Annotated in this window: 22 protein-coding genes, 1 tRNA gene and 1 pseudogene; 9 read left to right on the top strand and 15 right to left on the bottom strand. The window is 61.7% G+C overall.

The window, feature by feature from the left end:
* Window positions 1-12: 12 nt before the first annotated feature.
* Window positions 13-2,043 (bottom strand): NADPH-dependent 2,4-dienoyl-CoA reductase, encoded by a 2,031-nt coding sequence (locus G9U53_RS15525; RefSeq protein ID WP_099698701.1) that lies wholly within the window; start codon window positions 2,041-2,043, stop codon window positions 13-15.
* 110 nt (window positions 2,044-2,153) lie between these two features.
* A pseudogene (locus G9U53_RS15520) lies at window positions 2,154-2,678 on the bottom strand (PadR family transcriptional regulator); the annotation flags it as partial.
* Window positions 2,679-2,806: 128 nt separating this feature from the next.
* Here G9U53_RS15520 and G9U53_RS15515 point away from each other — a divergent pair.
* Window positions 2,807-4,168 (top strand): MFS transporter, encoded by a 1,362-nt coding sequence (locus G9U53_RS15515; protein WP_165638871.1) that lies wholly within the window; start codon window positions 2,807-2,809, stop codon window positions 4,166-4,168.
* Here the strand turns inward: G9U53_RS15515 and G9U53_RS15510 are convergent.
* From G9U53_RS15510 to G9U53_RS15500, 3 genes are all read right to left on the bottom strand, one after another.
* Window positions 4,158-4,979 carry a thioesterase family protein gene (locus tag G9U53_RS15510; protein WP_165638870.1) on the bottom strand — a complete coding sequence of 274 codons (822 nt, stop codon included), beginning with the start codon at window positions 4,977-4,979 and terminating at the stop codon, window positions 4,158-4,160. The genes G9U53_RS15515 and G9U53_RS15510 overlap by 11 nt on opposite strands.
* A gap of 75 nt (window positions 4,980-5,054) precedes the next feature.
* On the bottom strand, window positions 5,055-5,894 hold the full coding sequence (locus G9U53_RS15505; protein ID WP_003945355.1) for an alpha/beta hydrolase: 840 nt from the start codon (window positions 5,892-5,894) through the stop codon (window positions 5,055-5,057).
* Between the two features lie 35 nt (window positions 5,895-5,929).
* On the bottom strand, window positions 5,930-6,625 hold the full coding sequence (locus tag G9U53_RS15500) for a TetR family transcriptional regulator (RefSeq protein WP_003945327.1): 696 nt from the start codon (window positions 6,623-6,625) through the stop codon (window positions 5,930-5,932).
* A gap of 168 nt (window positions 6,626-6,793) precedes the next feature.
* Here G9U53_RS15500 and G9U53_RS15495 point away from each other — a divergent pair, with 168 nt between their 5' ends.
* From G9U53_RS15495 to G9U53_RS15485, 3 genes are read left to right on the top strand one after another with little or no spacing between them, the layout of a single operon-like run.
* Window positions 6,794-7,927, top strand: coding sequence for a ferredoxin reductase (locus G9U53_RS15495; protein ID WP_165638869.1), 1,134 nt, complete (start codon window positions 6,794-6,796; stop codon window positions 7,925-7,927).
* Between the two features lie 35 nt (window positions 7,928-7,962).
* On the top strand, window positions 7,963-9,135 hold the full coding sequence (locus G9U53_RS15490; protein ID WP_003945297.1) for an acyl-CoA desaturase: 1,173 nt from the start codon (window positions 7,963-7,965) through the stop codon (window positions 9,133-9,135).
* 13 nt (window positions 9,136-9,148) lie between these two features.
* Complete coding sequence (locus G9U53_RS15485; protein WP_003945295.1) at window positions 9,149-9,394, top strand: hypothetical protein; 246 nt, start codon at window positions 9,149-9,151, stop codon at window positions 9,392-9,394.
* A 154-nt stretch (window positions 9,395-9,548) separates the two neighbouring features.
* On the opposite strand, the gene G9U53_RS15480 is transcribed toward G9U53_RS15485, so the two are convergent.
* The 4 genes from G9U53_RS15480 to gdhA all read right to left on the bottom strand — a co-directional run bounded on the left by G9U53_RS15480 (window position 9,549) and on the right by gdhA (window position 13,554).
* Window positions 9,549-9,716: a hypothetical protein gene (locus G9U53_RS15480; protein WP_003945367.1), complete on the bottom strand. Its 168-nt coding sequence runs from the start codon at window positions 9,714-9,716 to the stop codon at window positions 9,549-9,551.
* A 243-nt stretch (window positions 9,717-9,959) separates the two neighbouring features.
* Window positions 9,960-10,103, bottom strand: coding sequence for a hypothetical protein (locus G9U53_RS15475; protein WP_003945326.1), 144 nt, complete (start codon window positions 10,101-10,103; stop codon window positions 9,960-9,962).
* A 363-nt stretch (window positions 10,104-10,466) separates the two neighbouring features.
* Window positions 10,467-11,726 (bottom strand): helix-turn-helix domain-containing protein, encoded by a 1,260-nt coding sequence (locus G9U53_RS15470; RefSeq protein ID WP_003945374.1) that lies wholly within the window; start codon window positions 11,724-11,726, stop codon window positions 10,467-10,469.
* Window positions 11,727-12,210: 484 nt separating this feature from the next.
* Window positions 12,211-13,554 (bottom strand): NADP-specific glutamate dehydrogenase, encoded by a 1,344-nt coding sequence (gene gdhA, locus G9U53_RS15465; protein WP_003945368.1) that lies wholly within the window; start codon window positions 13,552-13,554, stop codon window positions 12,211-12,213.
* 270 nt (window positions 13,555-13,824) lie between these two features.
* On the opposite strand from gdhA, the gene G9U53_RS15460 reads away from it, so the two are divergent.
* Window positions 13,825-15,159, top strand: a complete 1,335-nt coding sequence (locus G9U53_RS15460; protein WP_165638890.1) for a DUF4185 domain-containing protein — start codon at window positions 13,825-13,827, stop codon at window positions 15,157-15,159.
* A gap of 83 nt (window positions 15,160-15,242) precedes the next feature.
* Here the strand turns inward: G9U53_RS15460 and G9U53_RS15455 are convergent, their stop codons facing one another.
* On the bottom strand, window positions 15,243-17,420 hold the full coding sequence (locus G9U53_RS15455; protein ID WP_003945365.1) for a glutamine synthetase III: 2,178 nt from the start codon (window positions 17,418-17,420) through the stop codon (window positions 15,243-15,245).
* 225 nt (window positions 17,421-17,645) lie between these two features.
* On the opposite strand from G9U53_RS15455, the gene G9U53_RS15450 reads away from it, so the two are divergent.
* Window positions 17,646-17,915: a putative quinol monooxygenase gene (locus tag G9U53_RS15450; protein ID WP_223257903.1), complete on the top strand. Its 270-nt coding sequence runs from the start codon at window positions 17,646-17,648 to the stop codon at window positions 17,913-17,915.
* A 26-nt stretch (window positions 17,916-17,941) separates the two neighbouring features.
* On the opposite strand, the gene G9U53_RS15445 is transcribed toward G9U53_RS15450, so the two are convergent.
* The 4 genes from G9U53_RS15445 to G9U53_RS15430 form a co-directional block, all read right to left on the bottom strand.
* Complete coding sequence (locus tag G9U53_RS15445) at window positions 17,942-18,673, bottom strand: DUF6226 family protein (protein ID WP_063316247.1); 732 nt, start codon at window positions 18,671-18,673, stop codon at window positions 17,942-17,944.
* Window positions 18,674-18,702: 29 nt separating this feature from the next.
* Window positions 18,703-19,026 (bottom strand): hypothetical protein, encoded by a 324-nt coding sequence (locus G9U53_RS15440; RefSeq protein WP_063316246.1) that lies wholly within the window; start codon window positions 19,024-19,026, stop codon window positions 18,703-18,705.
* Between the two features lie 26 nt (window positions 19,027-19,052).
* Complete coding sequence (locus G9U53_RS15435) at window positions 19,053-19,211, bottom strand: hypothetical protein (protein WP_003945304.1); 159 nt, start codon at window positions 19,209-19,211, stop codon at window positions 19,053-19,055.
* Window positions 19,212-19,329: 118 nt separating this feature from the next.
* Window positions 19,330-19,405: transfer RNA gene (locus G9U53_RS15430), tRNA-Arg, on the bottom strand.
* 97 nt (window positions 19,406-19,502) lie between these two features.
* Between G9U53_RS15430 and G9U53_RS15425 the strand changes: the two genes are divergently transcribed.
* Together G9U53_RS15425 and ssb are read left to right on the top strand one after the other, a co-directional pair.
* Window positions 19,503-21,638 (top strand): cytochrome c oxidase assembly protein, encoded by a 2,136-nt coding sequence (locus G9U53_RS15425; protein WP_075833679.1) that lies wholly within the window; start codon window positions 19,503-19,505, stop codon window positions 21,636-21,638.
* 182 nt (window positions 21,639-21,820) lie between these two features.
* A complete protein-coding gene (gene ssb, locus G9U53_RS15420) occupies window positions 21,821-22,234 on the top strand; it encodes a single-stranded DNA-binding protein (protein ID WP_007733347.1) in 414 nt (137 codons plus the stop codon).
* A 4-nt stretch (window positions 22,235-22,238) separates the two neighbouring features.
* Here ssb and G9U53_RS15415 read toward each other — a convergent pair whose 3' ends face one another.
* A complete protein-coding gene (locus tag G9U53_RS15415) occupies window positions 22,239-22,697 on the bottom strand; it encodes a MarR family transcriptional regulator (RefSeq protein WP_003945320.1) in 459 nt (152 codons plus the stop codon).
* A 106-nt stretch (window positions 22,698-22,803) separates the two neighbouring features.
* Here G9U53_RS15415 and G9U53_RS15410 point away from each other — a divergent pair, with 106 nt between their 5' ends.
* Window positions 22,804-24,621, top strand: coding sequence for an ABC transporter ATP-binding protein (locus G9U53_RS15410; RefSeq protein WP_054801009.1), 1,818 nt, complete (start codon window positions 22,804-22,806; stop codon window positions 24,619-24,621).
* Window positions 24,622-24,641 lie beyond the last annotated feature (20 nt).

Raw genomic sequence — 24,641 nt, 5'->3', positions numbered from 1 at the left:
CAGCGTAGCCGGTCAGATCTTCGCGGCCAGTCGTGTGCCCTGTTCGATGGCACGCTTGGCGTCGAGTTCTCCAGCGACATCCGCGCCGCCGATAATGTGGGTCACCACGCCCGCGACGGTCAGTTCGTCCACTAGATCGCGAACCGACTCCTGCCCGGCGCAGATGACGATGGTGTCGACCTCGAGAAGTCGGGGCTTCTCGTGCTTCTCACCGAAGGTGATGTGCAGGCCGGCGTCGTCGATGCGCTCGTAGTTGACGCCCGAGAGCTCGTGGACGCCCTTGTTCTTGAGGGCCGCCCGGTGGACCCAGCCGGTGGTCTTCGCGAGGCCGGCGCCGATGCGTCCTGACTTGCGTTGGAGGAGGTAGACCTCCCGCTCGGAGAGCTCTGGTACCGGAGTGGTGAGAGCGCCCGGGGCCATTTCGGGTTCGGTGACGCCCCATTCCTGCTTCCACTCCTTGAGATGAAGAGTGGGGGAAGTGGGGTGCGTGAGGAATTCGCTCACGTCGACGCCGATGCCGCCGGCACCGATGACGGCGACGGACTTGCCGACGGGCTTGCCCTCTCGGACGACCTCGGCGTAGGTCAGCACCTTCGAGTTCTCGATGCCGGGGATCTTGGGAACGCGCGGCGTCACGCCGGTGGCAACCACCACTTCGTCGAAGGATCCGATGAGATCTGCTGGTGCGACGCGGGTTTCGAGCTTGACTGTCACTCCGGCCACGTCCAGCATGCGGGTGTAGTAGCGAATGGTCTCGGCGAACTCTTCCTTACCCGGAATGAGCTGTGCGATCCCGAACTGTCCGCCGATCTTGTCCGAGGCCTCGAACAACGTGACCGAATGACCACGCTGAGCAAGATTGAGTGCTGCGGAAAGTCCGGCAGGACCGGCGCCGACGACGGCGAGGTTCTTGGTCCGCCGGGTGGGGGAGAGGATCAACGTGGTCTCACGGCCCGCGCGCGGATTGAGCAGGCAGGAGACCTGCTTGTGAACGAAGGCGTGGTCGAGGCAGGCTTGGTTGCAGGCAATGCACGTGTTGATCTCGTCGGACGCTCCGCGTTCTGCCTTGTTCACCCAGTCGGGATCGGCGAGCATCGGCCTGGCCATCGAAATCAACTGCGCGTCACCGCGGTTGAGGATCTCTTCGGCAGTCTCGGGCATGTTGATCCGATTCGAGGCGGCTACCGGAATGTCGACGTGCTTCTCGAGCTTGCTCGTGATGTCCACGAAGGCTGCTCGGGGAACCGAGGTGACGATGGTGGGCACCCGTGACTCGTGCCATCCGATGTCGGTGTTGATGATCGTGGCGCCGGCAGCTTCGACTTCCTTTGCCAATGAGACGATTTCATCCCAGGTCTGACCGCCCTCGACCAGGTCTGCCATCGACAACCGGAACACGATGATGAAGTTCGGGCCGACGGCCTTGCGTGTGCGTCGCACGATTTCGACTGCCATGCGTCGACGGTTCTCGGAACTGCCGCCCCACTGGTCGGTGCGCTTGTTCGTGCGCTCGCAGAGGAACTGGTTGATGAAGTAGCCCTCACCGCCCATGATTTCGACGCCGTCGTAACCCGCGGACTTGGCCAGACGCGCGCAGCGAACATAGTTCCGGATCTGCCAACGCACCCCACGGCCGGTCAGCTTGCGCGGACGGAACGGATTGATGGGCGCCTTGATCGACGACGCGGAGACACTGAACGGCTGGTAGCTGTAGCGGCCGGCGTGCAGGATCTGCATGGCGATCTTTCCGCCCGTGTCGTGAACCGCCTTGGTGATCCGGCGGTGACGGCGCGCTTCGATGCGGTTGGTCAGCTTGGCACCGAAGGGCAAGAGCCAACCGGTGCGGTTGGGCGCGTAGCCGCCGGTGATGATCAAGCCGACACCGCCACGAGCACGTTCGGCGAAGTACTCGGCCAAGCGGTCGGTGTCCTTCGCGCGATCTTCGAGGCCGGTGTGGATCGATCCCATGACGACGCGGTTCTTCAGCGTCGTGAATCCGAGGTCGAGCGGTTCGAGCAGGCGGGGGAACTGTGTATCCGTCATGACTGAAGATGTCCTTCCGTGGCGTACTCGCCAGTGTCTTCGGTGGCGGGCTCGCCAGTGTCTTCGGTGGCGTACTCGCCGGTGTCTTCGATGGCGTACTCGCCAGTGGGCAATGCGTCCAGGACTTCCTGGCACCAGTCGGTGAATCCTTCTTCGACGCGGATGCCGCCGCGAAGTACGAGGTACTGGTGCAGTGAAGAGCCGGAAAGCGCTGCTGGATTGGGGAAGTCACGCTTTTCGATGAGTCGGTAGACGTCGAGGCGGGCGGCGTGGCCGTCGCGGTGGCGAGCGACTTCGCGTCGTAGAGCGGGGAGATCGGCGTGCGCAGCGGCCCTGATCTTGATGGCCAACTCGTTGCGCAGGTGGTTCGGTTCGGACGGCTCTGCGATCCATCGGGTCAGTTCGGCGCGGCCGGCATCGCTGACGCGGTACATCTTCTTGTCCGGTCGGCCGTCCTGCGCGATGGCTTCCACCTCCACCCAGCCTGCCTCGTCCATTCGCTTGAGGACTCGGTAGATCTGCTGGTGCGTCGCGCTGTGGAAGAAGCCGATCGACTTGTCGAACCGGCGTGTGAGGTCGTATCCCGACGCATCCTGTTCGGACAGGGAGACGAGCAACGCATGTTCGAGTGCCATGGAAAAAGTATCTATGCACTCAGGTGCGTATGCAACTAAGTGCGTACTAACTCGGGTGCATAGAACGTCTTGTATGTCGACTTCGGAGAGAGGCGCCGAGTCGCCCGCGCGCAGTTAGGCTTCGCCGTATGAGCGCCGAGTCCACGAGCACGCAGGCCGAGCCACCCGCAGGCATCGGCGGTGCGGCCACGAAGAGTCAAGTGTTCGCATGGGGGCTGTGGGATTGGGGATCGGCCGCATTCAACGCAGTGATCCTCACGTTCGTCTTCTCGGTCTATCTCACCGACGCGGTCGGTGACGACCTTCCCGGCACGATTTCGGCAACTACGTGGCTCAGCTGGGCACTCGGAATCGCCGGCTTCTTCATCGCGATTCTCGCTCCGATCACCGGACAACGTTTCGATGCGTCGGGTAAACGTAAACTCTCGCTCGCGATACTGACCGGCATCACCGTGCTCTCGATGGCGGGCCTCTACTTCGTCGAAGACAACTACCGCTATCTGTGGCTCGGATTGGTTCTGCTCGCAATCGGTTCGGTGATCTTCGAGCTTGCCGGCGTTCCCTACAACGCCATGATGCGGCAGGTGTCGACACCGGAGAATCTGGGTAGAGTCTCCGGCTTCGGCTGGGCCATGGGATATTTCGGCGGAATCGTGCTGCTGTTGCTGTGCTATTTCGGGTTCATCGTCGGCGACGGCGACACTCGGGGATTCCTCGGATTGACCACCGACGGCGGCATGAACATCCGGATGGTGGCACTGCTGGCTGCAGTGTGGTTCGCGGTCTTCGCGATTCCGGTGTTCTTCAAGGTTCCCGAGTTGCCCAGCCCCGCGGTCGATCCGGGAGCGTCCAAGGCCGGGTTCCTCGACTCCTATCCGGTGTTGTGGCGCGATCTGCGCGAACTCTGGAACGTCGACAGGCGCACGATCTGGTACCTGATCGCGAGCGCGCTCTTTCGTGACGGTCTCGCGGGCGTGTTCACCTTCGGAGCCGTGCTGGCTGTCAACGTCTACGGAATCAGTGCGGCCGACGTGCTGTTGTTCGGTGTTGCGGCCAACGTGATTTCCGCAATCGGTGCATTGGTGGCCGGACGTTTCGACGATCGGATCGGACCCAAACAGGTCATCACCGTCTCGCTGGCGTCGATGATCGTGGTCGGCGCGATATTGATCGCGGTGTCGGGGCCGGTGATGTTCTGGATCTTCGGTCTCGCGCTCTGCCTCTTCGTCGGGCCCGCTCAGTCTTCGGCACGAACCTTCCTGGCGCGCATCACCCCGCCTGGGCGTGAAGGTCAGATGTTCGGCCTGTATGCGACCACAGGCCGAGCAGTGTCGTTTTTGGCACCGACACTGTTCGGCCTGTTCGCATGGCTCTTCGGTGCAGACCGTGCCGGCATCATCGGACTGCTGGTGGTTCTCGGCGTCGGTCTTGCCGCATTGTCAATGGTGAAGGCGCCGGAAGGGGACAGTGCGCTTCCCGTCAATCCTTGAAGTAGACCAACTGGTGTGTCGTAGCGAGCAATGCGCCGTCACTGCCCCAAATTTCGGCCGACTGATCGAAGTACCCGTTGCCGAACCGTTGGGTCCGCGCCGTTCCCAGGACGGAATTGTCTGCCTGTTCGGTCAGCGTCTGAGCGTCGGCGTGGAAGTAGATGGTCATCGAGACCGTTCCAGCCAGAGCCATCTTGCCTCGGCGCAAGAAGACTCGTGGGAAGAAGACATCGCACAGTGCGGTCAGCGACGTGAAGTCGAGAGCGCGTGCCGGTTGATCGCGCACCCAGAGCGTCGTTGTCGAGTCGGGATGCTCGCCCGACTCCAGGTCGGGGATCGCACCCTCGACAAAGCGCATCTCGTAGTTCTGTGCCCAGGCGATGAACTCGGGGAACGGCAGCAGCGTAACGTCTTCGGCCGACGGAACTTCCGGCATCGTGATCTCGGTAGACGACCAGGTTTCACGCCTGGTACCGAACACTGCCGTCGCGGTAGTGGCGACGGTTCCGTCCTGAGACAGTTCGATGGACCAGTGCTGCGTCGAGCGGTTGGTGCGCACCGGCCGGGCGGAGATCTCGAAGGCGCCCTCGGTGATCGGACCGGCAAAGTTGACGGTCAACGACAGCGGATCGCCGAGGCGTTCGGGGTGCTTCAGTACGGATTCGAGCAACGTGGCAGCGGTGACGCCGCCGAATGGCCCGACCATGTTGTTGTACGCCGGATTGGTCTCGCCGGTCGACAAGCCGGCGGTGAGTGGCGTCAATCCGACAGCAGCGTCGAAAGGATGGGGTGGTGCAACGGTCTCGGTCATCGCAGAACTCCTGGTGATGGAATCAATTCGGCTCTATGTATGACAACATACATAGAGCCGAATTCGTCGCGGCGATCAGGATCCTGCACGTGCGAGGATCGCCTCGGCCAACTCTTCGGCTCGCTCTTCCGGAATCCAGTGACTTCCGCCGTCGAGCACGACGAACTCGTAGGGGGCGTCCACGAATTCACCACAGCGTTCTGCGCCTGCGCGGCCGAGCGCTGTGTCGCCGGTGCTCCAGACGTACGTAGTCGGCACAGTGGTGCGATCGATGTCGCCGAAGTCGCGGGTCATCGCGCGGTACCAGTTCAAGGCGCCGGTCAGCGCGCCCTCCCCGCTCAGGACACGAATGTGCTCGTCGGCGAATTCAGGATCGATCTGGCCGTCGAACATGGCACGCAGCCGGCGAAAGTTGTCCTCCGACAACACTTCCTCGGCTTTTCCCTCCTGTCGGAGAAGTCCGATGTAGGACGAGCGTTGCTTCTGGTCCTCGTCCTCGCGGAGTGCCCAACCGAAGGCGGTGGGGTGGGGGACCGAGATCGCGGTCAGACTGCGGATCCGGTTCGGATGGCGACCGGCGACCTGCCAGGCGACCGCCGAACCCCAGTCGTGACCGACAAGATGCGCGTCGGACAGGCCGAGCGCGTCGAGCAATCCGACGACGTCGGCTACCAGGTGCTCGATCTTGTAGGCATCCACCCCTTCGGGGCGTGCGCCGGCGGAGTAACCGCGCTGATTCGGTGCGATTACGCGGTAGCCCGCTGCGGTGAGCAGTGGTGTGACCTTGCCCCAGGATGCGGCGCTCTCCGGGAAGCCGTGCAGCGCTACCAGCGGAATGCCGTCGTCCGGGCCCGAGATCAGTACGTCGAAGGTGAGGTCGCCAACGGGGATTTCGTATGTACTCGTGGAAGACATGACTCTCACCGTACGTCGAAAAGGTGAACCCGAGGTCAGTTTCGAGGTGGATTCCAGGTGGCCATTCCGAGCATGATGACTCGCAGTTGCTTCTCGGCTCGTGTGATGACGGCGGCTTCGTCGCGATACCCGGCGGTCCCGGCGTCCAGCAGTTCGACGACAGCACTGAACATCGTCGAGACGATCAGGTCGGCAGCCATTTCCAGATCGTCCGACGACCAGCTTTCCAGTCCGGCAATTCTGGAGAGGTCGATGGTCAGTTCGCTGACGAACAACCGCATTTCAGTGGCTATCGCACGTCGTACCTCACTGACGCCGCTGTAGCGTTCGCGGCAGAGGAACCGAAACTGTCGCTCGTGTGTATGCACTTGTCGCACAAGGATGCCCAGGGACGTAGCGGCGTCCTTGGTGCTGGGATTACGCCTTGCGTCGCGCAGCATCTGGCGCAACATGCGCATGCTCTCTTCGACGAGGACGACACCGACGTCCTCCAGTGAAGCGAAGTGGCGGTAGAACGCCGTCGGAACGATCCCGGCTTCCCTGGCTACCTCTCGCAGGCTGATTCCGGCGAAGCCGCGATCGGCCGAGAGGTCCATGGCAGTGTCCAGGAGCGCTTGGCGTGTGCGTTCCTTCTTGGCGGCACGACTTTCCGGTTCCCTGTTGTCGGGCTCCCTGCGCTCTGGGTTCACCGGTCCGGCCTTCGTCACGACGTCGAGTGTAGGTACAGGCATTCCGGCTCCTTTCGGCAACTCGTGTAACTCGGATCACATTCTTGTTGACATGTACTTGTGTGCACCTGTCACACTATCTTCGGTGAACATTTGTACACTGAATTCACGCAGTCGGGGGAAGCTAGCCCAGCAATCGATACACCCGGCAATCGAAGTACGAGGAGGGTCATGACAATCGCATCTGCTCCTGAGAACACGACACCGAAGTCCGCACCTCGGCGCGGACTGTCCTTGGTGGGACTGATCGAAGCCATGGCTGCTCCACATCAGATCGATCGGTACCTCGAGCTGGTCAACCCGATGGCGACGGTTCGTGACATCCGCGCGCAGGTTGTCGCCGTCGACCATCCGACGGCTGACTCCGTCACTCTCACGCTGCGCCCGACTCGCCAGTGGCGCGGTTTTCAGGCGGGCCAGTTCGTGCAGTTGGGCGTGGTGATCGACGGTGTTCGTCACACTCGCTGCTACTCGCCGGCCGGGGGTGCGTCTACGCGCAGTGGGCTGATCGAGCTCACCGTGAAAGCGCATCCGGGTGGCCTGGTGTCGCAGTATCTGTACGCCAACGCGGCACCCGGACTCGTTGTCAGCCTCTCGCAGGCAGACGGTGTGTTCTCCCTTCCCGTCGACCGCCCGCGTCGGGTGTTGTTGATCAGTGGCGGCAGTGGAATCACCCCGGTCATGTCGATGCTTCGGACGCTGGTGGAGGAGCAGCACTCGGGCGAGATCGTGTTCGTGCATTACGCGAACACCGATGCCGACGTGGCGTACACGCGCGCGCTGAAAGCCATCGCCGAGCAGAACCCGAACGTGAAACTGGTACTCGTGTACACCGAAAGCGGTGGAGGTGACCTCGAAGGTTTCTTCGATCGCGGGCACCTCGACGCGGTGGCTCCTTGGATCGCCGATCCGGACACGATCGACGCCCAGGCTTATCTCTGCGGACCTCCCGGACTGATGCGGGGAGTGCGTGAGGTGTTCCGTGAGGTCGACGTCGAGCACTTGCTCAACACCGAGGAGTTCGCGCCGGCGGTGGCCGAGCCAGGGGAGGCCGGCGGCGAGGTGTCATTCACCAAAAGTGGGGTGGCGGCCGAGAACTCCGGCGAAACACTACTCGAACAAGCAGAAGCTGCGGGCCTCAATCCCGAGTACGGATGCCGGATGGGAATCTGCTTCTCCTGCACCTCCGTCAAGAAGGCGGGCCGTACCCGAAACGTGCGCACCGGTGAGACAGACGACGAGCCGGACAAGAAGATCCAGCTGTGCGTCAGTGCTCCCGTCGGCGACGTCACCGTCGACATCTGAAGTCCCATTTTCCACACGACTGTCTGGAGACCGACATGTTTGGACTTTCACTTCCCACCCTCCCGTTCCTCGGCAACGGTTCCGATGCGAAGGACGACGCTCCCGTCGTCCTGACGTACGAGCAGGTCGAGGAGATCGGCCGCGAGTTGGACGCATTGCGCGATCGCACCGTCGCCTCGCTCGGGGCGGAGGATCGGGAGTACATCTACAAGATCATCAAGGCTCAGCGCGGGTTCGAGGTCGCAGGTCGCGGCTTGATGTACCTCGGCTTCCTGCCTCCGGTGTGGCTCGCGGCAGTCGGTGCATTGAGCGTGTCCAAGATCCTCGACAACATGGAGATCGGCCACAACGTCATGCACGGTCAGTACGACTGGATGCGTGAACCAGGGCTCAATTCCGAAGTCTTCGAATGGGATACGGTGTGCCCGGCCGACCAGTGGCGTCACTCGCACAACTACATGCATCACACGTACACCAATATTCTCGGCAAAGACCGTGACATCGGATACGGCATCCTGCGTATCGACGACGCGCAGAAGTGGAACCCCTATTACCTCGGTAATCCGGTCTGGGCCTTCGCCTTGATGGTGCTCTTCGAGTGGGGCGTGATGATGCACGATCTCGAGATCGAGAACGTCATCCAGGGCAAACGCAAGTGGCACGACGTCAAGCCGCTCCTGAAGGGCTGGTGGAACAAGGCGGGCAAGCAAGTCCTCAAGGACTACGTCATCTTCCCGGTTCTCACGGGGCCGCTGTTCGTGACCACTCTCGCGGGGAATGTCACCGCCAACCTGGTCCGGAACGTGTGGACGTACTCGATCATCTTCTGTGGCCATTTCCCCACCGGTGTCCAGAGTTTCACCGAGGACGAGACGGCCGACGAGACTCGCGGGCAGTGGTACGTGCGTCAGATGCTCGGCAGCGCCAACATCGAGGGAAGCCCGCTCTTCCACATCATGTCCGGCAACCTCTCGCACCAGATCGAGCACCACCTGTTCCCGGACCTGCCTGCGCATCGTTATCCGGAACTCGCTCCCCAGGTGAAAGAATTGTGCGGGAAGTACGGTTTGCCGTACAACACCGGTGGGTTCTTCAAGCAGATCGGTTCGGTATGGGGCAAGATCTTCAAGCTCGCTCTTCCGCCCGGTTTGGTCAAGTCGACGACCCCTCCCGGTGTTATCGTCGAGCGCCAGCGAACTGCAGCCTGAGAGGCACACACTGATGGTCGGGAAATTCGAACGCCGCAAGGACACGGTCCAGGAACTGACCGAAAGTGCAGCCAACCACGTGGGCTCGATCGCGATGATCATCGCCGGGGCCGTTCGAGACGTGACGCGCGAGATCGGCGACTGGGTGTCCGACGGAATCGAGATGCGTGAAGCAGCGAAAAAGGCTGCAGCTGACGATCGTTCGGAGTCCGTGACCATCGAGCACGACGACAGCGATCCACCTGAAGACTGGCGTTGATTCACCGCGGCGGACGGCCTGATCGCGTAACCGCGAGCCGTCTCGCCTGAACGACCGCGTTGCCCTCCGTCACAGATGACGGAGGGCAACGCGGGTTTCGTGGACTGCCTCGGCGGCCGAAGACGCGGATCGAACGCCGATCACAAGTGAGGTCCTAAGCAGCGCTGCCGAGGCTCGCCGAGTCGAAGCTGCCGAGCCCGGTGCTACCGAGACCGCTGCTACCGACTCCGCCCAGTGCGAGTGCATTGCTGCTGCCCGCGCTCAGTAGCTGGACGATGATGTTGATGACGATGGGGTCGCCGGTGAGCGGAATTGTAGGCACAGGGGGACCTGCTTTCTGTTTCGAGATGTGGTGAGAAGGTGAGCGGCGACGGGATCGTCGACGTGGTCAGGCGGGCTGTTTCAGCCACTTCCGGTGCTGCCGAGCGACACGATGGAGCCGTTGCCGAAGCCGAGTGCTCGGGAGAGTGAGCCGAAGTCGATGACCAGGCTGCCCAGGGTGTGCTGGTTTATCACGGTGGTTCCTGTCTGTGCCGCGACTGTGTGATGCGAGCGGGTAAGTCGATCAGGGAGCAGGCGTCGTGGGAGTTTCGCCGCCGCCGCCAATCGGAGAGTTGTCGGTGTAGAGGAAACTGCTGCCGGCGTTGAACATCTGTAGGACGGTGTTCAAGACGACGGCCAAAGCGCCTGTGGTTGGTGCGGCGATCATGTGCTTGCTCCTGGTTTCAGCGGTGGCGACGTGGTGGTCACCGTGGTCACCGCCATCACAGTGTCAGGCGGCTTGGAGCGGGCCCTGTGCGAGAGATTCTCTCGCACAGGGCCCGAGATTCGTCCTAGGAGACGCCGCCGCCATCCGTCGAGCCCGTGCCGGTGCTGCCCGCGTTGAAGAGCTGCAGGATGGTGTCGAAGAAGGCACCGAGGAGAGCGTTATCCTGGCCGTTGATCATGTGTTTCCCCTTAATTGTTACTGGTTTGCGCGGTGATTCGCACCACACTTTTATAGCCCGGTTCGGAGCGGAAAAGTGGGGTCCAGGCGCCACACGTGGACAGCTAATAGCGAGGATGTGAGTGTTCACATTTTCGCTGGACGATTGTCCACATCAGTGCTTGCGAAGGTCAGCGAGATCATGGCAGCGCGCAGTTTGAGCAGTTCAGAGGGCAGGGCCGGATCCAATCCGGTCAGGGTTGCGATGCGCTTGATTCGATTGTCGACGGTGTTGGTGTGCAGGCCGAGCGCCGACGCGGTGCGCTGACGATGCTGGCCGTTGGCGAGATGTATGGACAATGTCTGCAGCAGTTCCGGATTGCCGTCGAGTGGCTTGAGAAGATTGATCAAGCTGTCGCGGCCTGCGCCACCCCGAGTGAGTTGATACTCGAGCGCGAGGTCTTCCATTCGGTAGGACCGCGCCGGCAGTCTCAGGCGCCGCACGAGTTGCGCCAATTCGTGAGTGGTTGCTTGGGCGGCGGCGATATCTCGTACCGCGGCGTTCTCGGCGATTGCTGTGATCTCCACCCCGACCGTTGCGCGTGCGCGTTGGATGACCTCGCACACTGTTCCCCAGTCGGGTGTGCCCTCGATCAGGACCAGACCACGTTGCGGTGCAGGAGCTTCGAGCAGCGCCGACCCGAAGTGGGCCGCGATTTTCGATTGAGCGACGGAGAGGTCACGGTAGGCCTGTATGCGCTGGTGGTTGCCGTTGCGTGCTCCCGGGCGGATGGGCGGCAGGTTCACCAGGAGCCGCAGGACGAGATAGCGGGGTGCGAGTTCAACGCCCATCTGCAACGCAAGCTGGGTGGGATCGTCGCCGTCCAGCATGGCTTTCACGAGAGCGCCGGCGGAGTATTCCCCGAGTTGGGAACCGGCAGGAAGAGCCGAAAGATAGCTGATCGAGATGAACGAGTGAAGCCGCTGCGCAAGTGCGAACAAGAACTCGTTGAGATCCCCGAGATTGGCGGAGTCCTCGGCGTCGGCCCGGCTGAGGATGAGGGTGCGAAAAGTGCTGATGCCCTCGTTGGTCAAGTTGAGGATCGCGCTGAGTGGCACGCCTTTCAATGCTTGTTGGACGGTCATCGTGTGAATGCCGTCCAACTCTTGGTCGGTGGGAAGTTTGCGGTGATCCAATAGCTGGATCCCCACTTGGAGCCCCTGCACGATCACCGCAATCAGTTCCCGACGTACTGCCTCCGTTTGGAGGGAAGTCAACGTCGGGTTGGCACGGGACAGGTGATCTACGAGATCGCTTGCCAGTGGGATGACGTCGTTGACCGCTGTGGAGGCGGGCTTGCCTCCCAACATGAGCGGTCCCGGGTTGTTCAGCAGCGCTGGGGACATGGGTGGCCTCCTCTAGACAGGTGCGTCGCCTGGCACAGGCACCCGGAGGCTCGGCGCGTTACGAAGCGGGGTACACGCTGAGGCCTTGTTCGGGGGCATACTCGCCGCTGAAATTTGCGGATCGAATTGCGCCAGGCGTTGTGATTTCTACCACATGAACGATCGTCCAACTGTGAAATGGACAAATGTGAAGATAAGTCCATATGCCCCACGCGCTGCGGACCTAAACAATCGTCCACTTACGGTGTTTTTCGACGTCAGAGCGGAAAACGGTTTCGGAGGACACCACGAGTTCCGTCTGGGATCATTGCCGCGCCTACGGTGCTCGTCGCGGGCGATTTGCTCGGAGCAAGCTCGAGGGCCCTGGGTCCTCGCGGACCCAGGGCCCTCGAGGCCTAGGTATTGATTCGACCAGTCCGATGTACGGGAACCGGTTCAGGGTGAAATCACCCTTTTTGTACTGCTGTCTGTGGTGCGGAAATCTCTAGATGACGCCCAGTGAAATCATGGCGTCGGCCACCTTCACGAAGCCGGCAATGTTCGCGCCGTGCACGTAGTCGCCGGGCTTTCCGTACTCGGCAGCGGTGTTGATGGTGCGCTTGTGGATGCCGCGCATGATTCCGGCGAGACGCTCGTCGGTGTACTCGAAGCTCCAGGAATCACGCGAAGCATTCTGCTGCATTTCGAGAGCGGAGGTTGCAACGCCACCGGCGTTGGCCGCCTTGCCGGGTGCGAAGGCTACGTTCGCGTCACGGAAGAGCTGGATGCCACCGGGGGTGGTGGGCATGTTCGCGCCTTCGGCAACGGCCTGAACGCCGTTGGCGATCAAGGTCTTTGCGGCATCTTCGTCGAGCTCGTTCTGAGTCGCGCAGGGGAGTGCGACGTCGCACGGCACGTCCCAGATGGAACCGTCGGCGATGAACTCGGCATGCGGAACTGCGTCGGCGTACTCGCTGATGCGGCCGCGGCGAACTTCCTTGATCTCCTTGAGGAGGTCGAGATCGATGCCCTTCTTGTCCACGATGTATCCCGAGGAATCCGAGCAGGCGATCGCGACGCCGCCGAGCTGGTGGATCTTCTGGATTGCGTAGATGGCGACATTGCCGGATCCGGAGATCACGACGTTCTTGCCTTCGAGGCCTTCACCCTTCGCCTTGAGCATTTCGGCGACGAAGTACGCGACGCCGTAGCCGGTGGCCTCGGTGCGAACCTGCGATCCGCCCCAGGTGATGCCCTTGCCGGTGAGGACGCCCGACTCGTACGTGTTGGTCAGCCGCTTGTACTGACCGAACAGGTAGCCGATCTCGCGACCGCCGACGCCGATGTCGCCGGCCGGAACGTCGGTGTATTCACCGATGTGACGCTGCAGTTCGGTCATGAAGGACTGACAGAAGCGCATGACCTCTGCGTCGGAGCGGCCCTTGGGATCGAAGTCCGAGCCACCCTTGCCGCCGCCGATGGGCAGGCCGGTCAGTGAGTTCTTGAAGATCTGCTCGAAGCCGAGGAACTTCACGATGCCCAGGTTGACGCTGGGGTGGAAGCGCAGGCCGCCCTTGTAGGGGCCGAGTGCACTGTTGTACTGAACGCGGAAGCCACGGTTGACGTGAACGTTGCCCTGGTCGTCGGTCCACGGCACGCGGAAGATGATCTGGCGTTCCGGCTCGCAGAGCCGCTCGATGAGTCCGGCGTCGGCGTAGCGGGGGTGGCGTTCGAGCACTACGTGAAGAGACTCGAAGACCTCTGCGGCGGCCTGATGGAACTCGGGCTCTCCTGCATTGCGAACCAAAACCTGATCGTAAATCTGCGCTACGCGGTCACGTACGGACACCGCTCACCTACCTCGTTGTGAGAACTCTTTTACATTTCCGTTACATACTAGGCGCCTTTATTGCTGTATCGGACAACTGTCCTGTGAAGGTGAAATCGGACACAGCTGTCACTTGTGTCAGTTGAACGGGCGATTTATAACAATTTGCTCAGCTTTCACTCTCTTAACACAGTCCAAATGGTTTGCTTCTGCGGTCGGGGATCACTGTGCCTGTGGTCCGAACGGGAGTCGAAATGATCAGAGGGGCTGCACGTGCGTAAAAAACACTCCATGTCGGCGATGTTGTCGATAGGCGTCGTCACGATTGCCGCGACGATTGCCGCAGCACCGTCTGCGTCGGCGATCGGCGGACCGTGCGGTTCGGGAGGAAGTGGTTCCGCCGGATCGATGACGGGTTCGCTCGGCTCGCTGACCGGATCGCTCGGCAGTGGATCCGCCGGTACCGGCTCCCTCGCCAACGCGCTGCCTTGGATCACCGGCGCCCCCAACGGTGCTCTGCCGGTGCTGACCGGCCGCACCAAGGCGATCGAAATGGTCACTGGCCCAGGCAGTCCCAACAACACCATCGAGCGGTTCAACGTGTCGGGTACCGACCTCGGAATCATGTGGGACAACGGTCTTTCGGGGCCGGATCACGACGTGCTGATGGCATTCGGCGACACGGTGGGCGACTGCGACACCCCTGGTGACGACTGGCGCAGCAACGTATTGTTCCGCAGCAACGACACCGCCATTGCCGACGGGATGAAGATCGACAGTTCTCCTTTGGACGGCCCCAATCATTCCAAGGAGATCATTCCGGGATTCGGCATTCCGGGTGAGTTCACCACCATCCCGACCGCTGGAATCTCTTACGGTGGTGTGCAGTACATCAGATTCATGTCCGTTCGGTCGTGGGACGAACCTGGAGCCTGGACCACCAACTACTCGGCTCTGGCCTTCTCCACGGACAACGGTGAGAACTGGGAACTCGATCCGGCGACAGTTCGCGCCAATACCGAAGGACTTGGCATTCCGGGGATTCCGGCAGTATCGCCGATCAATTCCAACTTCCAGCAGAGCGCCTTCCTCGACGGTCGGGACGGCTACATTTACGAATACGGAACTCCCTCAGGTCGTTTCGGTAAGGCGATCCTGGCGCGAGTGGCCGGCGCCGACATCAGAAATCTCGGCGCCTACGAATACTGGGACGGCTCCGGTTGGAGTCCGCGAGATACCGATGCCGTTCAGGTCATCAAGGCACCGGTCAGTGAACTCGCAGTGCAGTGGAACGACTACCTGAACAAGTACGTTGCCATGTACACCAGTGTCGAGGGCAACCTGGTGATCCGTCAGGCCGACCAACCGCAAGGCCCGTGGAGTGGTACGCAGACCCTGTTGAGTGGAATCACGTTGCCCGCGTTGTACGGCGGATTCATGCACCCGTGGGCGAGCGGACAGTTCCTCGAATTCGTCGCCACCACGTGGGACCGTTACAACGTCATCTACATGCGGACCGATTTGAACGGACTCCAGATGGCGTCGTCGGATTCGCGCGATCGTCCTGACCCCGCGACCACCGGTGAGGCTCGCATACTCGAAGTCACGATGCCGGAAGACCGCTAGCCGAGCAAGATTCGACAACTATGGCCTGCAACTCGATCGAGTTGCAGGCCATAGTTCTGTGGGTAGTGATATTCGGGTGATACTCAGAGAATGAAGAGCATTTCCTGATACGTCGGGAGTGGCCAGTGATCGTCGGCGACGATGGTTTCGAGGAAGTCGGCCGCTGCACGTACCTCTGCCATGGCGGGCAGGAGTGCGTCCTGTGCGTGCTTGGCCTGATCGAATGGCGACTCGCCGGCGTCGGTGTCGATTGCTGCGCGCAGGGCCGCGAGCGCTGTGCGCAGAGCCGCAACGGGCGCCGACACTTCTTCGAGCGGTGCTGAATCCGGTTCGAGGCCGGCAGACTTCAGTGCGACGAAGTTCTGCGCAACTTCCGTCTGGTGGCGCACTGCGGCCGGAAGAATCAGCGTCGTACCGATTTCGGCGGCCAGGCGTGCCTCGACGCCGATGCTCAGTGCGTACTGTTCGAGTCCGACCTCGTAGCGGCTGTGCATCTCCCGGTGGTTGAAGACCTTGTACTTCTCGAAGAGTTCCATCGAGGATTCGGTGATCAGTTCAGGAAGGGCGTCCAGCGTGGTGCGAAGGTTCGGCAGGCCGCGAGACTCGGCCTCGATCTGCCAGTTCTCCGAGTAACCGTCGCCGTTGAAGACAACCGCACCGTGGTTGGTGATGATCTCGGTGAGCAGATTCTGGACGGCGGTGTCGAAATCGGCGCCGTCGGCGACCGCGGCCTCAAGTTCGGTGGCCATGTAGTCCAAGGCCTCGGCCATGATCGTGTTGATGGTGACCATCGGGCCGTTGACTGTTTGCAGCGATCCTGGCGCGCGGAACTCGAAACGGTTGCCGGTGAAGGCAAATGGGCTCGTACGGTTGCGATCGCCCGGGTCGGTCGGTAGGACGGGAAGGGTATCGGCGCCGATCATCATGGTGCCCTTGTCCTTCGACGATGTCGCGGCGCCCTTGGCGATCTGCTCGAAGACGTCGGCCAGTTGATCGCCGAGGAAGATCGAAATGATGGCCGGGGGAGCCTCGTTGGCACCGAGGCGGTGATCGTTGGTTGCCGATGCGACCGACGCGCGCAGGAGGCCCGCGTATTTGTGGACGGCCCGGATGACTGCGGCGCAGAATACGAGGAACTGGGCATTGTCATGCGGATTGTCGCCGGGGACAAGCAAACTGCCGAGTTCGGAGTTGCCCAGCGAGAAGTTGACGTGCTTGCCGGAGCCGTTGACACCGTCGAACGGCTTCTCGTGGAACAGACATTCCATGCCGTGCTTCTTGGCGATTGTCTTGAAAGTGGTCATCAGCAACTGCTGGTGGTCCGCGGCGATGTTGCCTCGCTCGAACATCGGGGCGATTTCGAACTGGCCGGGCGCAACCTCGTTGTGCCGCGTCTTGGCGGGGATACCGAGTTTGAAAAGTTCCCGCTCGGTGTCCATCATGAATCCGAGCACACGTTCCGGGATCGCCCCGAAGTAGTGGTCGTCGAACTCCTGGCCCTTGGGCGGCTTTGCGCCGAAGAGTGTTCGGCCGGCGTTGAGGAGGTCGGGGCGGGCGAGGAAGAAGTGTCGATCGATCAGGAAGTACTCCTGCTCGGGTCCGCAGAACGACACGATGTGCTCGGGATCGGTATGACCGAACAACTTAAGGATTCGTTCGGCGTGGAAACCCATTGCCTGTTGTGAACGCAGCAGGGGAGTCTTGTGGTCGAGCGCTTCGCCGGTCATCGAAACGAACACGGTCGGGATACACAGTGTGTTGCCGTTGGGGTTTTCGAGAACGTAGGCCGGGCTCGTGACATCCCAGCCGGTGTATCCGCGAGCCTCGAACGTGTTGCGCAGCCCGCCGTTCGGGAAACTCGAAGCGTCGGGTTCACCTTGGATCAAGGTCTTGCCGGCGAACTCCGCCAGTGCACTGCCGTCGCCGACCGGCTCGAGGAAGCTGTCGTGCTTCTCGGCGGTCAACCCGGTCAGTGGATAGAAGACGTGGGCGTAGTGGGTTGCGCCTTTCTCCAACGCCCAGTCCTTCATCGCCGACGCGACCGCATCGGCGACCATGGGATCAAGCGGTTTGCCTTGCTCGATCGTCGCCATCACCGACTTGTAGACGAGCTTGGGCAGTCGCTTCTGCATGACCACCTTGTTGAAGACGTTGGCACCGAACACCTCGCCGGGTGTCTCGTCGGTGGTGAAACTGACCACCGGAGGTGTGTAGGCCTCGACGTCCTTGATCGCTTGCAAGCGAACTGCATTTCCACTCATGTGCTTACCCCTCGCCCGGGCCCAGGGCTGCGCTGCTGATTGCGAGCCCGACTTCGGCAAACCCTACGAACCTCCCGTATCGGGGGTGTTTCGTAGATATTGCGCCTGTCCGCAAACTTCGAGTCACAACGGAAATGTCGATCTGTCGGAGGTCTACGGCAGAATTCGAGCGGAGGGGTCAACGCGGGTCAGACGAATCGGAGAGTCTTTGTGATCAGGGTTTTGGTGCCAACCACAGTGGAGCAGGGCGATCTCGCGGAAGTGCTTCGGTTGTACGACGAACTTGTCACCGAGACCCGAAAAGAGGTCGGCTGCATCAATTACGAGTTACTGCAGCGCACCGACAATCCCTGCGAGCTCGTGTTGGCGGAGGAATGGGAATCGCAGGAGCACCTCGACGCCCACACTCATACCGAGCACTTCGTCAGGTTGGTTGAGGCGCTGGACAAGCTCGAGACGGCAGCGCCGGCGCAGATCTTCACGAAGGTTCTGTAGCGGCGGGATCAGGGCTCAGCGCCTGCTCATCTTGTAGACGCGAACGAGCGTGCCGTCCAATTCGGGGGCCACGGTGCCGCAGTGAAAGCTGTGGGTTCGTCGAGGTACTGGACCCCGTGCCTTCCGCCGTGAAAAGAAGTTTGAATCGAATAACAGGCGGCTGTGACGTCGACTTCGAGTGAACCGTCGACCACTGACAACACCCAGGTGTCGAATTCTTCGAGCAGTACAGCGGACCCCCTGTCGCATCCGTCGCAGGCACAGTCAGGAATGGACGCCATCGCCACAGCCGGGTTGCCCGCGGCAATCGTGACATTGAACGGGTGGGCGCTGTCGACCGGAGTGTGCGTGGTCAGCACGAGCGGAACCGCACCGTCACTCGAAGGCTCCAAAACGGTGTCGGCCCCGCCGGACTCCAAGGGACGGAGCGCCCATCGCACAGGCGGTACTTCTCGTGCCCAGCCGCGATCGACGAGGACCTTTGTCCACGCTCGAGCTCTTGCCACCACGATCAGGAACTTCTCCGGATCGCTACAACGCTCGTACGAGTCCTTGCGGGGTTGGACGTCGCCGCTGTATGGGCTCAGCCACCCTGGTGTCTGCGCGCCCGTGATGGCGAACGCGGCAGCGACGTCATCGAGTAGGTCGCATAGTTCGCGAGAGAGCCTGGAATCGTCTTCGCTCCAGCCATTTTCGCGGGCGGAGAGGACGTTGTTGTTGTAAGTCTCCCACCACGGCCTCGTCGGGTCCGTAATCATGACGGCAACGCTACTGGCAACTCTGACGATCAGTCTCCGATATATCCGGTCTCCGGGTTGACCTTGCTGAGGAAGTCGCGGATCGACGCACGGTGTTCATCGATAGTTTCGGGCTGAATTTCGTTCGATGGACTGTTCGCTCGGTCGAGGACACTGTAGTAGGAAACACGGTGAAAACTGGAAAACCCGTACCCCTCGTTCGGCCCCGATTTCCAGTCGTAGTCGGACGCGCCCGGCTCCCCGGGGCGGACCGTCACCGTGAAGATTTCTCCATCGACTTCCAGCGTGAATGGCCCATCATCTGCGATCGGACGGCTTTTACATGTCGACTCGTCCTGTTCCTCGCACGTCATGTGTCGACCCTGTCACAAGGGAAGGGCTACAACGATTGGTCGGGTCCGGTCAACGAGGCGGGACCGGTAGTCGGTTGGTGTGCGCCGGTGAACCGCTCGACGACGGATACAACGACGATCGCGAGTGCCAGGATTCCAACGGTCCGGGCGAGTGACTTCAGGGTCTTCGGAAGTGCCTTCTTCATGCGAGGCAGATTACTGCGGACGGCACGTAATTTGTGGGCTAGGTTTCGGTCCGTATCGGACTGCTCTGCCCAGTGGCCGCTCGTCCACGCAGTGTGACTATCCGTGAATCAAATCTTGTGGTGCCCCCGGCAGGATTCGAACCTGCGACCAAGAGATTAGAAGGCTCTTGCTCTATCCCCTGAGCTACGGAGGCGCGTGGAACATCATACTCGAGGGTTCGGGATGTGACGCGCGCCGCCCAACTCCGACGCGTTGTCGTAGTCGGTTCGCGAAGGTCCTACCCTTGAGGTATGGCTACACCCGACCTCGCGCCGACAGATTCCCCACCGGAGTCCACACAGCACAGCGGTGCACCCGCTTCTTCGACCGCGATATTCGTGGTCAGCGGACTCATCGCAGGGCTCACTGCAGCCATCGTGGTGGGATTCTCCGCGTCGCAGGCACTGACTCTTCTGGGTATTCCGGATCCAGGCCCGATCACCACGTACGGCCTGCCCGCGATGCGGGCACTGGGGGAGATCGGCGCGGTCATCGCGATCGGGTCACTGCTGCTGGCCGCGTTCTTCGTGCCGCCGCAGAAGTCGGGCGTCCTCGACGTCGACGGCTATCGGGCAGTCCGAACTGCATCGCACGCCGCGATCGTGTGGGCGATCTGTTCGTTCATGATGGTGCCTCTGACGCTCTCTGACACGTCGGGTCAGCCGTTTGCCGAAGCGATCAAACCGGCGAACCTGTGGTCGGGACTCGATCAGGTCGAGATCGCCGGCGCTTGGCGTTGGACTGCGATCATCGCGGTTGTTCTGGCGATCTTGGCCCGACTGACACTGCGCTGGTGGTGGACCCCGCTACTGCTGCTGGTCGGTCTTCTCGGACTGATGCCGCTCGCTCTCACCGGTCACTCGTCTTCGGGCGGGTCGCATGACATCGCCACCAACAGCCTGATCCTGCACCTCGTGGCGGCTTCGCTCTGGGCCGGCGGCTTGTTCGCGCTACTGGCACACGCGCGGCGCGGCGGCGATTACACCGACGTAGCAGCCCGACGCTTTTCGACGGTCGCATCCATCTGCTTCGTCGTCATGGGATTCAGCGGCGTCATCAACGCGATTGTCCGTCTGCCTCTCGACGACGTATTCACCACGACGTATGGACGATTGATCGTCGCGAAAACAGTTGCACTGATCATCCTCGGGTTCTTCGGTTGGGCTCAGCGGAGTCGGGCGCTACCGGCGCTGGCGGAGAATCCGAAGAGTCGCTCTGCCCTGATTCGATTTGCCGGCGCTGAAGGCATCGTGATGGCGGCAACCATCGGCCTCGCGATCGGCCTCGGTCGTACCCCGCCGCCCCCGCCGCTGTCGATTCCCTCGATCCCCGAGGTCGAACTCGGTTACAACCTTCCGGACCCGCCGTCGTTCATGGCCTTCGTGACGGACTGGCGATTCGACCTCATGTTCGGCACCGCCGCGATCGCCGCGGCGATTCTGTACGGAATCGGTCTGCGCAAGCTGGCCAAGCGTGGGGATTCCTGGCCTGTCGGCCGAACCATCGCCTGGATGAGCGGTTGTGCGGTGCTCCTGATCGCCACGTCTTCGGGCGTCGGCAAGTACGCGCCGGCAGTATTCAGCGTTCACATGGGTGCGCACATGGCGCTGTCGATGTTGGGCCCAGTCCTGCTGGTTCTGGGTGCGCCGATCACTTTGGCTCTGCGGGCCCTGGATCCGGCAGGCAAGGACGGCGTGCCCGGCATTCGCGAGTGGATTCTGACCGCTCTGCACAGCCCGTTCTCGCGATTCATCACCCACCCGATCGTGGCGGCAGTTCTCTTTGTCGGCGGTTTCTACGCGCTGTATCTCGGCGGAATCTACGGTGCGACGGTCGACTCGCACAGCGCTCACCTGCTGATGAACCTGCACTTCATCCTCAGCGGCTATCTCTTCTATTGGGTGGCGATCGGAATCGACCCGTCACCACGTCAATTGCAGCCAGTGACCAAGCTGGCAATGGTCTTCGGCTCACTTCCGTTCCACGCCTTCTTCGGCGTGGCATTGATGAGCACCACCGCCGTCATGGGCGGCGCGTACTTCCGTTCGCTCGGCCTCGGCTGGAACAACGACCTGATCGGCGATCAGCAGCTGGGCGGCAGCATCGCGTGGGCGACCGGCGAGATCCCGCTCATGGTGGTCATGCTCGCGCTACTGGTTCAGTGGTCGCGCAGCGATGGCAGGACAGCGCGCCGAACCGACCGTGCGGCCGAGCGCGACCACGACGCCGACCTCGCCGCGCACAACGCGATGTTCGCCGAATTGGCCAGGCGAGACCGCGAAGGGTGGAAACCCCGTGAGGCTGCTGACGCGGAGACTGCAAGCGAGGACTCTGCGGACGAGACACCCAGCGAGAAGAAATCCGACGAATCCTCCACTAGCACTTAGCTCCGACACTGCCCGGGCCGTTTGGCTCGGGCAGTGCTGTTTCTCCACAGCTGTTCCACCGATGCACAGGTGGAAATCGAAGATCCCGAGCCACGCGTTTGTCGTTCCACAATCGAAACTGCCGACGCAGTGATCGGCCCCGCGGCAGTTGGCGGGTTCTGGAGTTCGAAGGGGGATCGGACATGTACGAAACGCATGCAACGGTTGTCGGAACCGTCATCACCAATCCGGTGAAGCGGCAGACCACCAATGGCGAAGAGGTGCTGAGCTTTCGGATGGCGAGCAACACGCGTCGCAAAGACGCGGTGACCGGAGAGTGGACGGACGGAGCGACCCTCTATCTCACGGTCAGCTGCTGGCGGCGGTTGGTCACCGGCGTCGGCGCATCCATCATGAAGGGTGATCCGGTCATGGTGGCGGGGGAGTTGCGCACCAACGAGTACACGACCAAAGAGGGTGTGCCTCGTTCCGATCTCGAGCTACGGGCGACTGCGGTAGGCGCGGACCTTGCTCGTTGCATCTCGAAGATCGAGCGTCAGAGCAAGCCGACGTCGGCGGAGAATGTCGAGGACGCAGTCGACACCGTCGCTGCGTGAGGACTCAGACCGAAGGTTTCGGGCAGTCGCGGGGCCGCGAGTCGTGCCCCGCGTCCACTCGCTCGAGAAGTTCGGTGAGAGTTGCTCGCTCCGATTCGTCGAGGTCGTCGAACACATCCGAAGATTCGCGTCGTTGAGCTTTTGCGACGTCGGCAGCGAGGGTAGCGCCGGCGTCGGTGAGCTCGAGTAACACGGCTCGCCGATCGTTCGGATCGGGAGTGCGGCGCACCCATCCGGCCTCTTCGAGGGAATCCACGACGTCGGTCGCCGACCGCGGAACGATGCGCAATCGCTCGGCAAGAAACCCGAGTCGAACCGGCTCGCCCACTCGGGTCAGTACTCGCAGCGCTCGGCTTTGCGACGGCGAGAGACCGAATGGTTCCAGCGCTGCCACCTGACGTCGGCGGATGAGCCGTGCCACGGACATCACGACGTCGGTGAGTTCGCGCTCTCGGGAATGCATAGCGTCAGTCTAGCGTTGTTGGTGTCAGCCTCATAGTGAGGTAACCTCATCAATATGAAACTAGGGTGAGAAAGCCTCCAGGAGGTAGAACGTGAAACCAGATCACATGCGAAACATCGAACGATCCGCTGTCGAGATCACTCCGGCGGAATCCGTACCGGCAAAACGCGTACTCGGACTGTTCGCGCCGTATCGAACTCAGATCGCCATCGTCACCGCGGTCATCACACTCAGTGCGATCGTGGCGCTGGGCAGCCCGCTGCTCCTACGCGAAATGCTCGACAAGGCGATCCCGGACAAGAACCTCGGACTCGTGAGCGTTCTGGCCATCGGCATGATCGCCATTGCCGTGATCACGAGCTGTCTCGGCGTGGCACAGACCTGGATGTCCAACAGCATCGGCCAGAAACTGATGCACCAACTGCGCGTGCGGGTCTACTCGCATCTGCAGAATCAGTCGCTCGGATTCTTCGCTCGAACCCGAACCGGAGAAGTTCAGTCGCGTATTGCCAACGACATCGGCGGTATGCAGTCGGTGGTCACCAACACGGCAACGTCCATCGCGCAGAATGCAACGACCGTGGCAGCCACCATTGTTGCTCTGTTCCTTCTGGATTGGCGGCTTGCCATCTTCTCGCTGGCGATCTTGCCGGTGTTCATCCGTATCGCACGCAAGATCGGTGACGAGCGCCGCAAGATCTCGGGTAAGCGGCAGAAGCTACTCAGTGATCTGTCGGTCCAGGTGGAGGAATCTCTCTCCGTCAGTGGCATTCTCCTCGGCAAGACGACCGGCGCGAAGTCGGCTCTGACGGATCGATTCACCGAGCGTTCAGCGGAAGTCGCAGACGTCGAACTCCGGGCCATGATGGCCGGCAAGTGGCGCATGGCGACCATGTCGATCACCTTCGCAGCCATGCCTGCACTGGTCTACTGGTTTGCCGGTTTCACTCTCGATCACGGCAACACCATCACCGTCGGCACCCTCGTCGCATTCACCACGCTGCAAACACAATTGTTCCGCCCCACCATGATGCTGCTCAACACGGGCGTCGAGGTGCAGAGCTCGATGGCACTGTTCAGTCGCGTGTTCGAGTACCTGGATCTGCCGATCGACATCGCGGATCCGGAAGAGTCGAAGAGCTTCGACCGCACCAAGATGTCCGGCGAACTTCGGTTCGACCACGTCGACTTCTCGTATCCAGGAACCGACAGCAAGACCCTCGACAACATCGACCTCACGGTCCCGGCCGGCGGAACCTTGGCGCTTGTCGGCTCCACGGGTTCGGGCAAGACCACTCTCGGATACTTGGCCGCACGTCTGTACGACCCGACTGCGGGATCGGTGAGAATCGACGACGTCGATCTGCGGGACCTCGATCTGGCGACGGTCTCCGACCTGGTAGGTGTGGTGTCGCAGGAGACGTATCTCTTCCACACGACGATTCGTGAGAACCTTCGGTTCGCGAAACCCGACGCCACGGACGCCGAGATCGAGCAGGCAGCGCGCATCGCGCAGATCCACGAGTTCATTTCCGGTCTCGACGACGGGTACGACACCATGGTCGGCGAGCGCGGCTACCGATTCTCCGGCGGTGAGAAACAGCGCATAGCGATCGCGCGCACAGTCCTGCGGAATCCGCCGATCCTTGTCCTCGACGAGGCGACGAGCGCCTTGGACAATCGCACTGAACGTGCGTTGCAGGACGCGCTCGACGAGCTGATGGTCGGACGCACCACTCTTGTTGTGGCGCACAGGCTTTCCACGGTTCGAGATGCGGATCTCATTGCGGTCCTCGACCAGGGCGTGGTTGTGGAAAAGGGCACCCACGACGAACTTGTGCAACAAGGTGGGCGATACGCACAGTTGCTTGCGGCCTCGGGTAGCGACGCCGTCGAACTCCCGTCGGAACTGCAGACCGTGTGAGTGTAAGAAATGTCGGCCAT

Source organism: Rhodococcus sp. D-46 (genome assembly GCF_011290655.1).
GTDB classification, from domain to species: Bacteria; Actinomycetota; Actinomycetes; order Mycobacteriales; family Mycobacteriaceae; genus Rhodococcus_F; species Rhodococcus_F qingshengii.
This window is presented reverse-complemented; position numbering and strand designations above follow the sequence as displayed.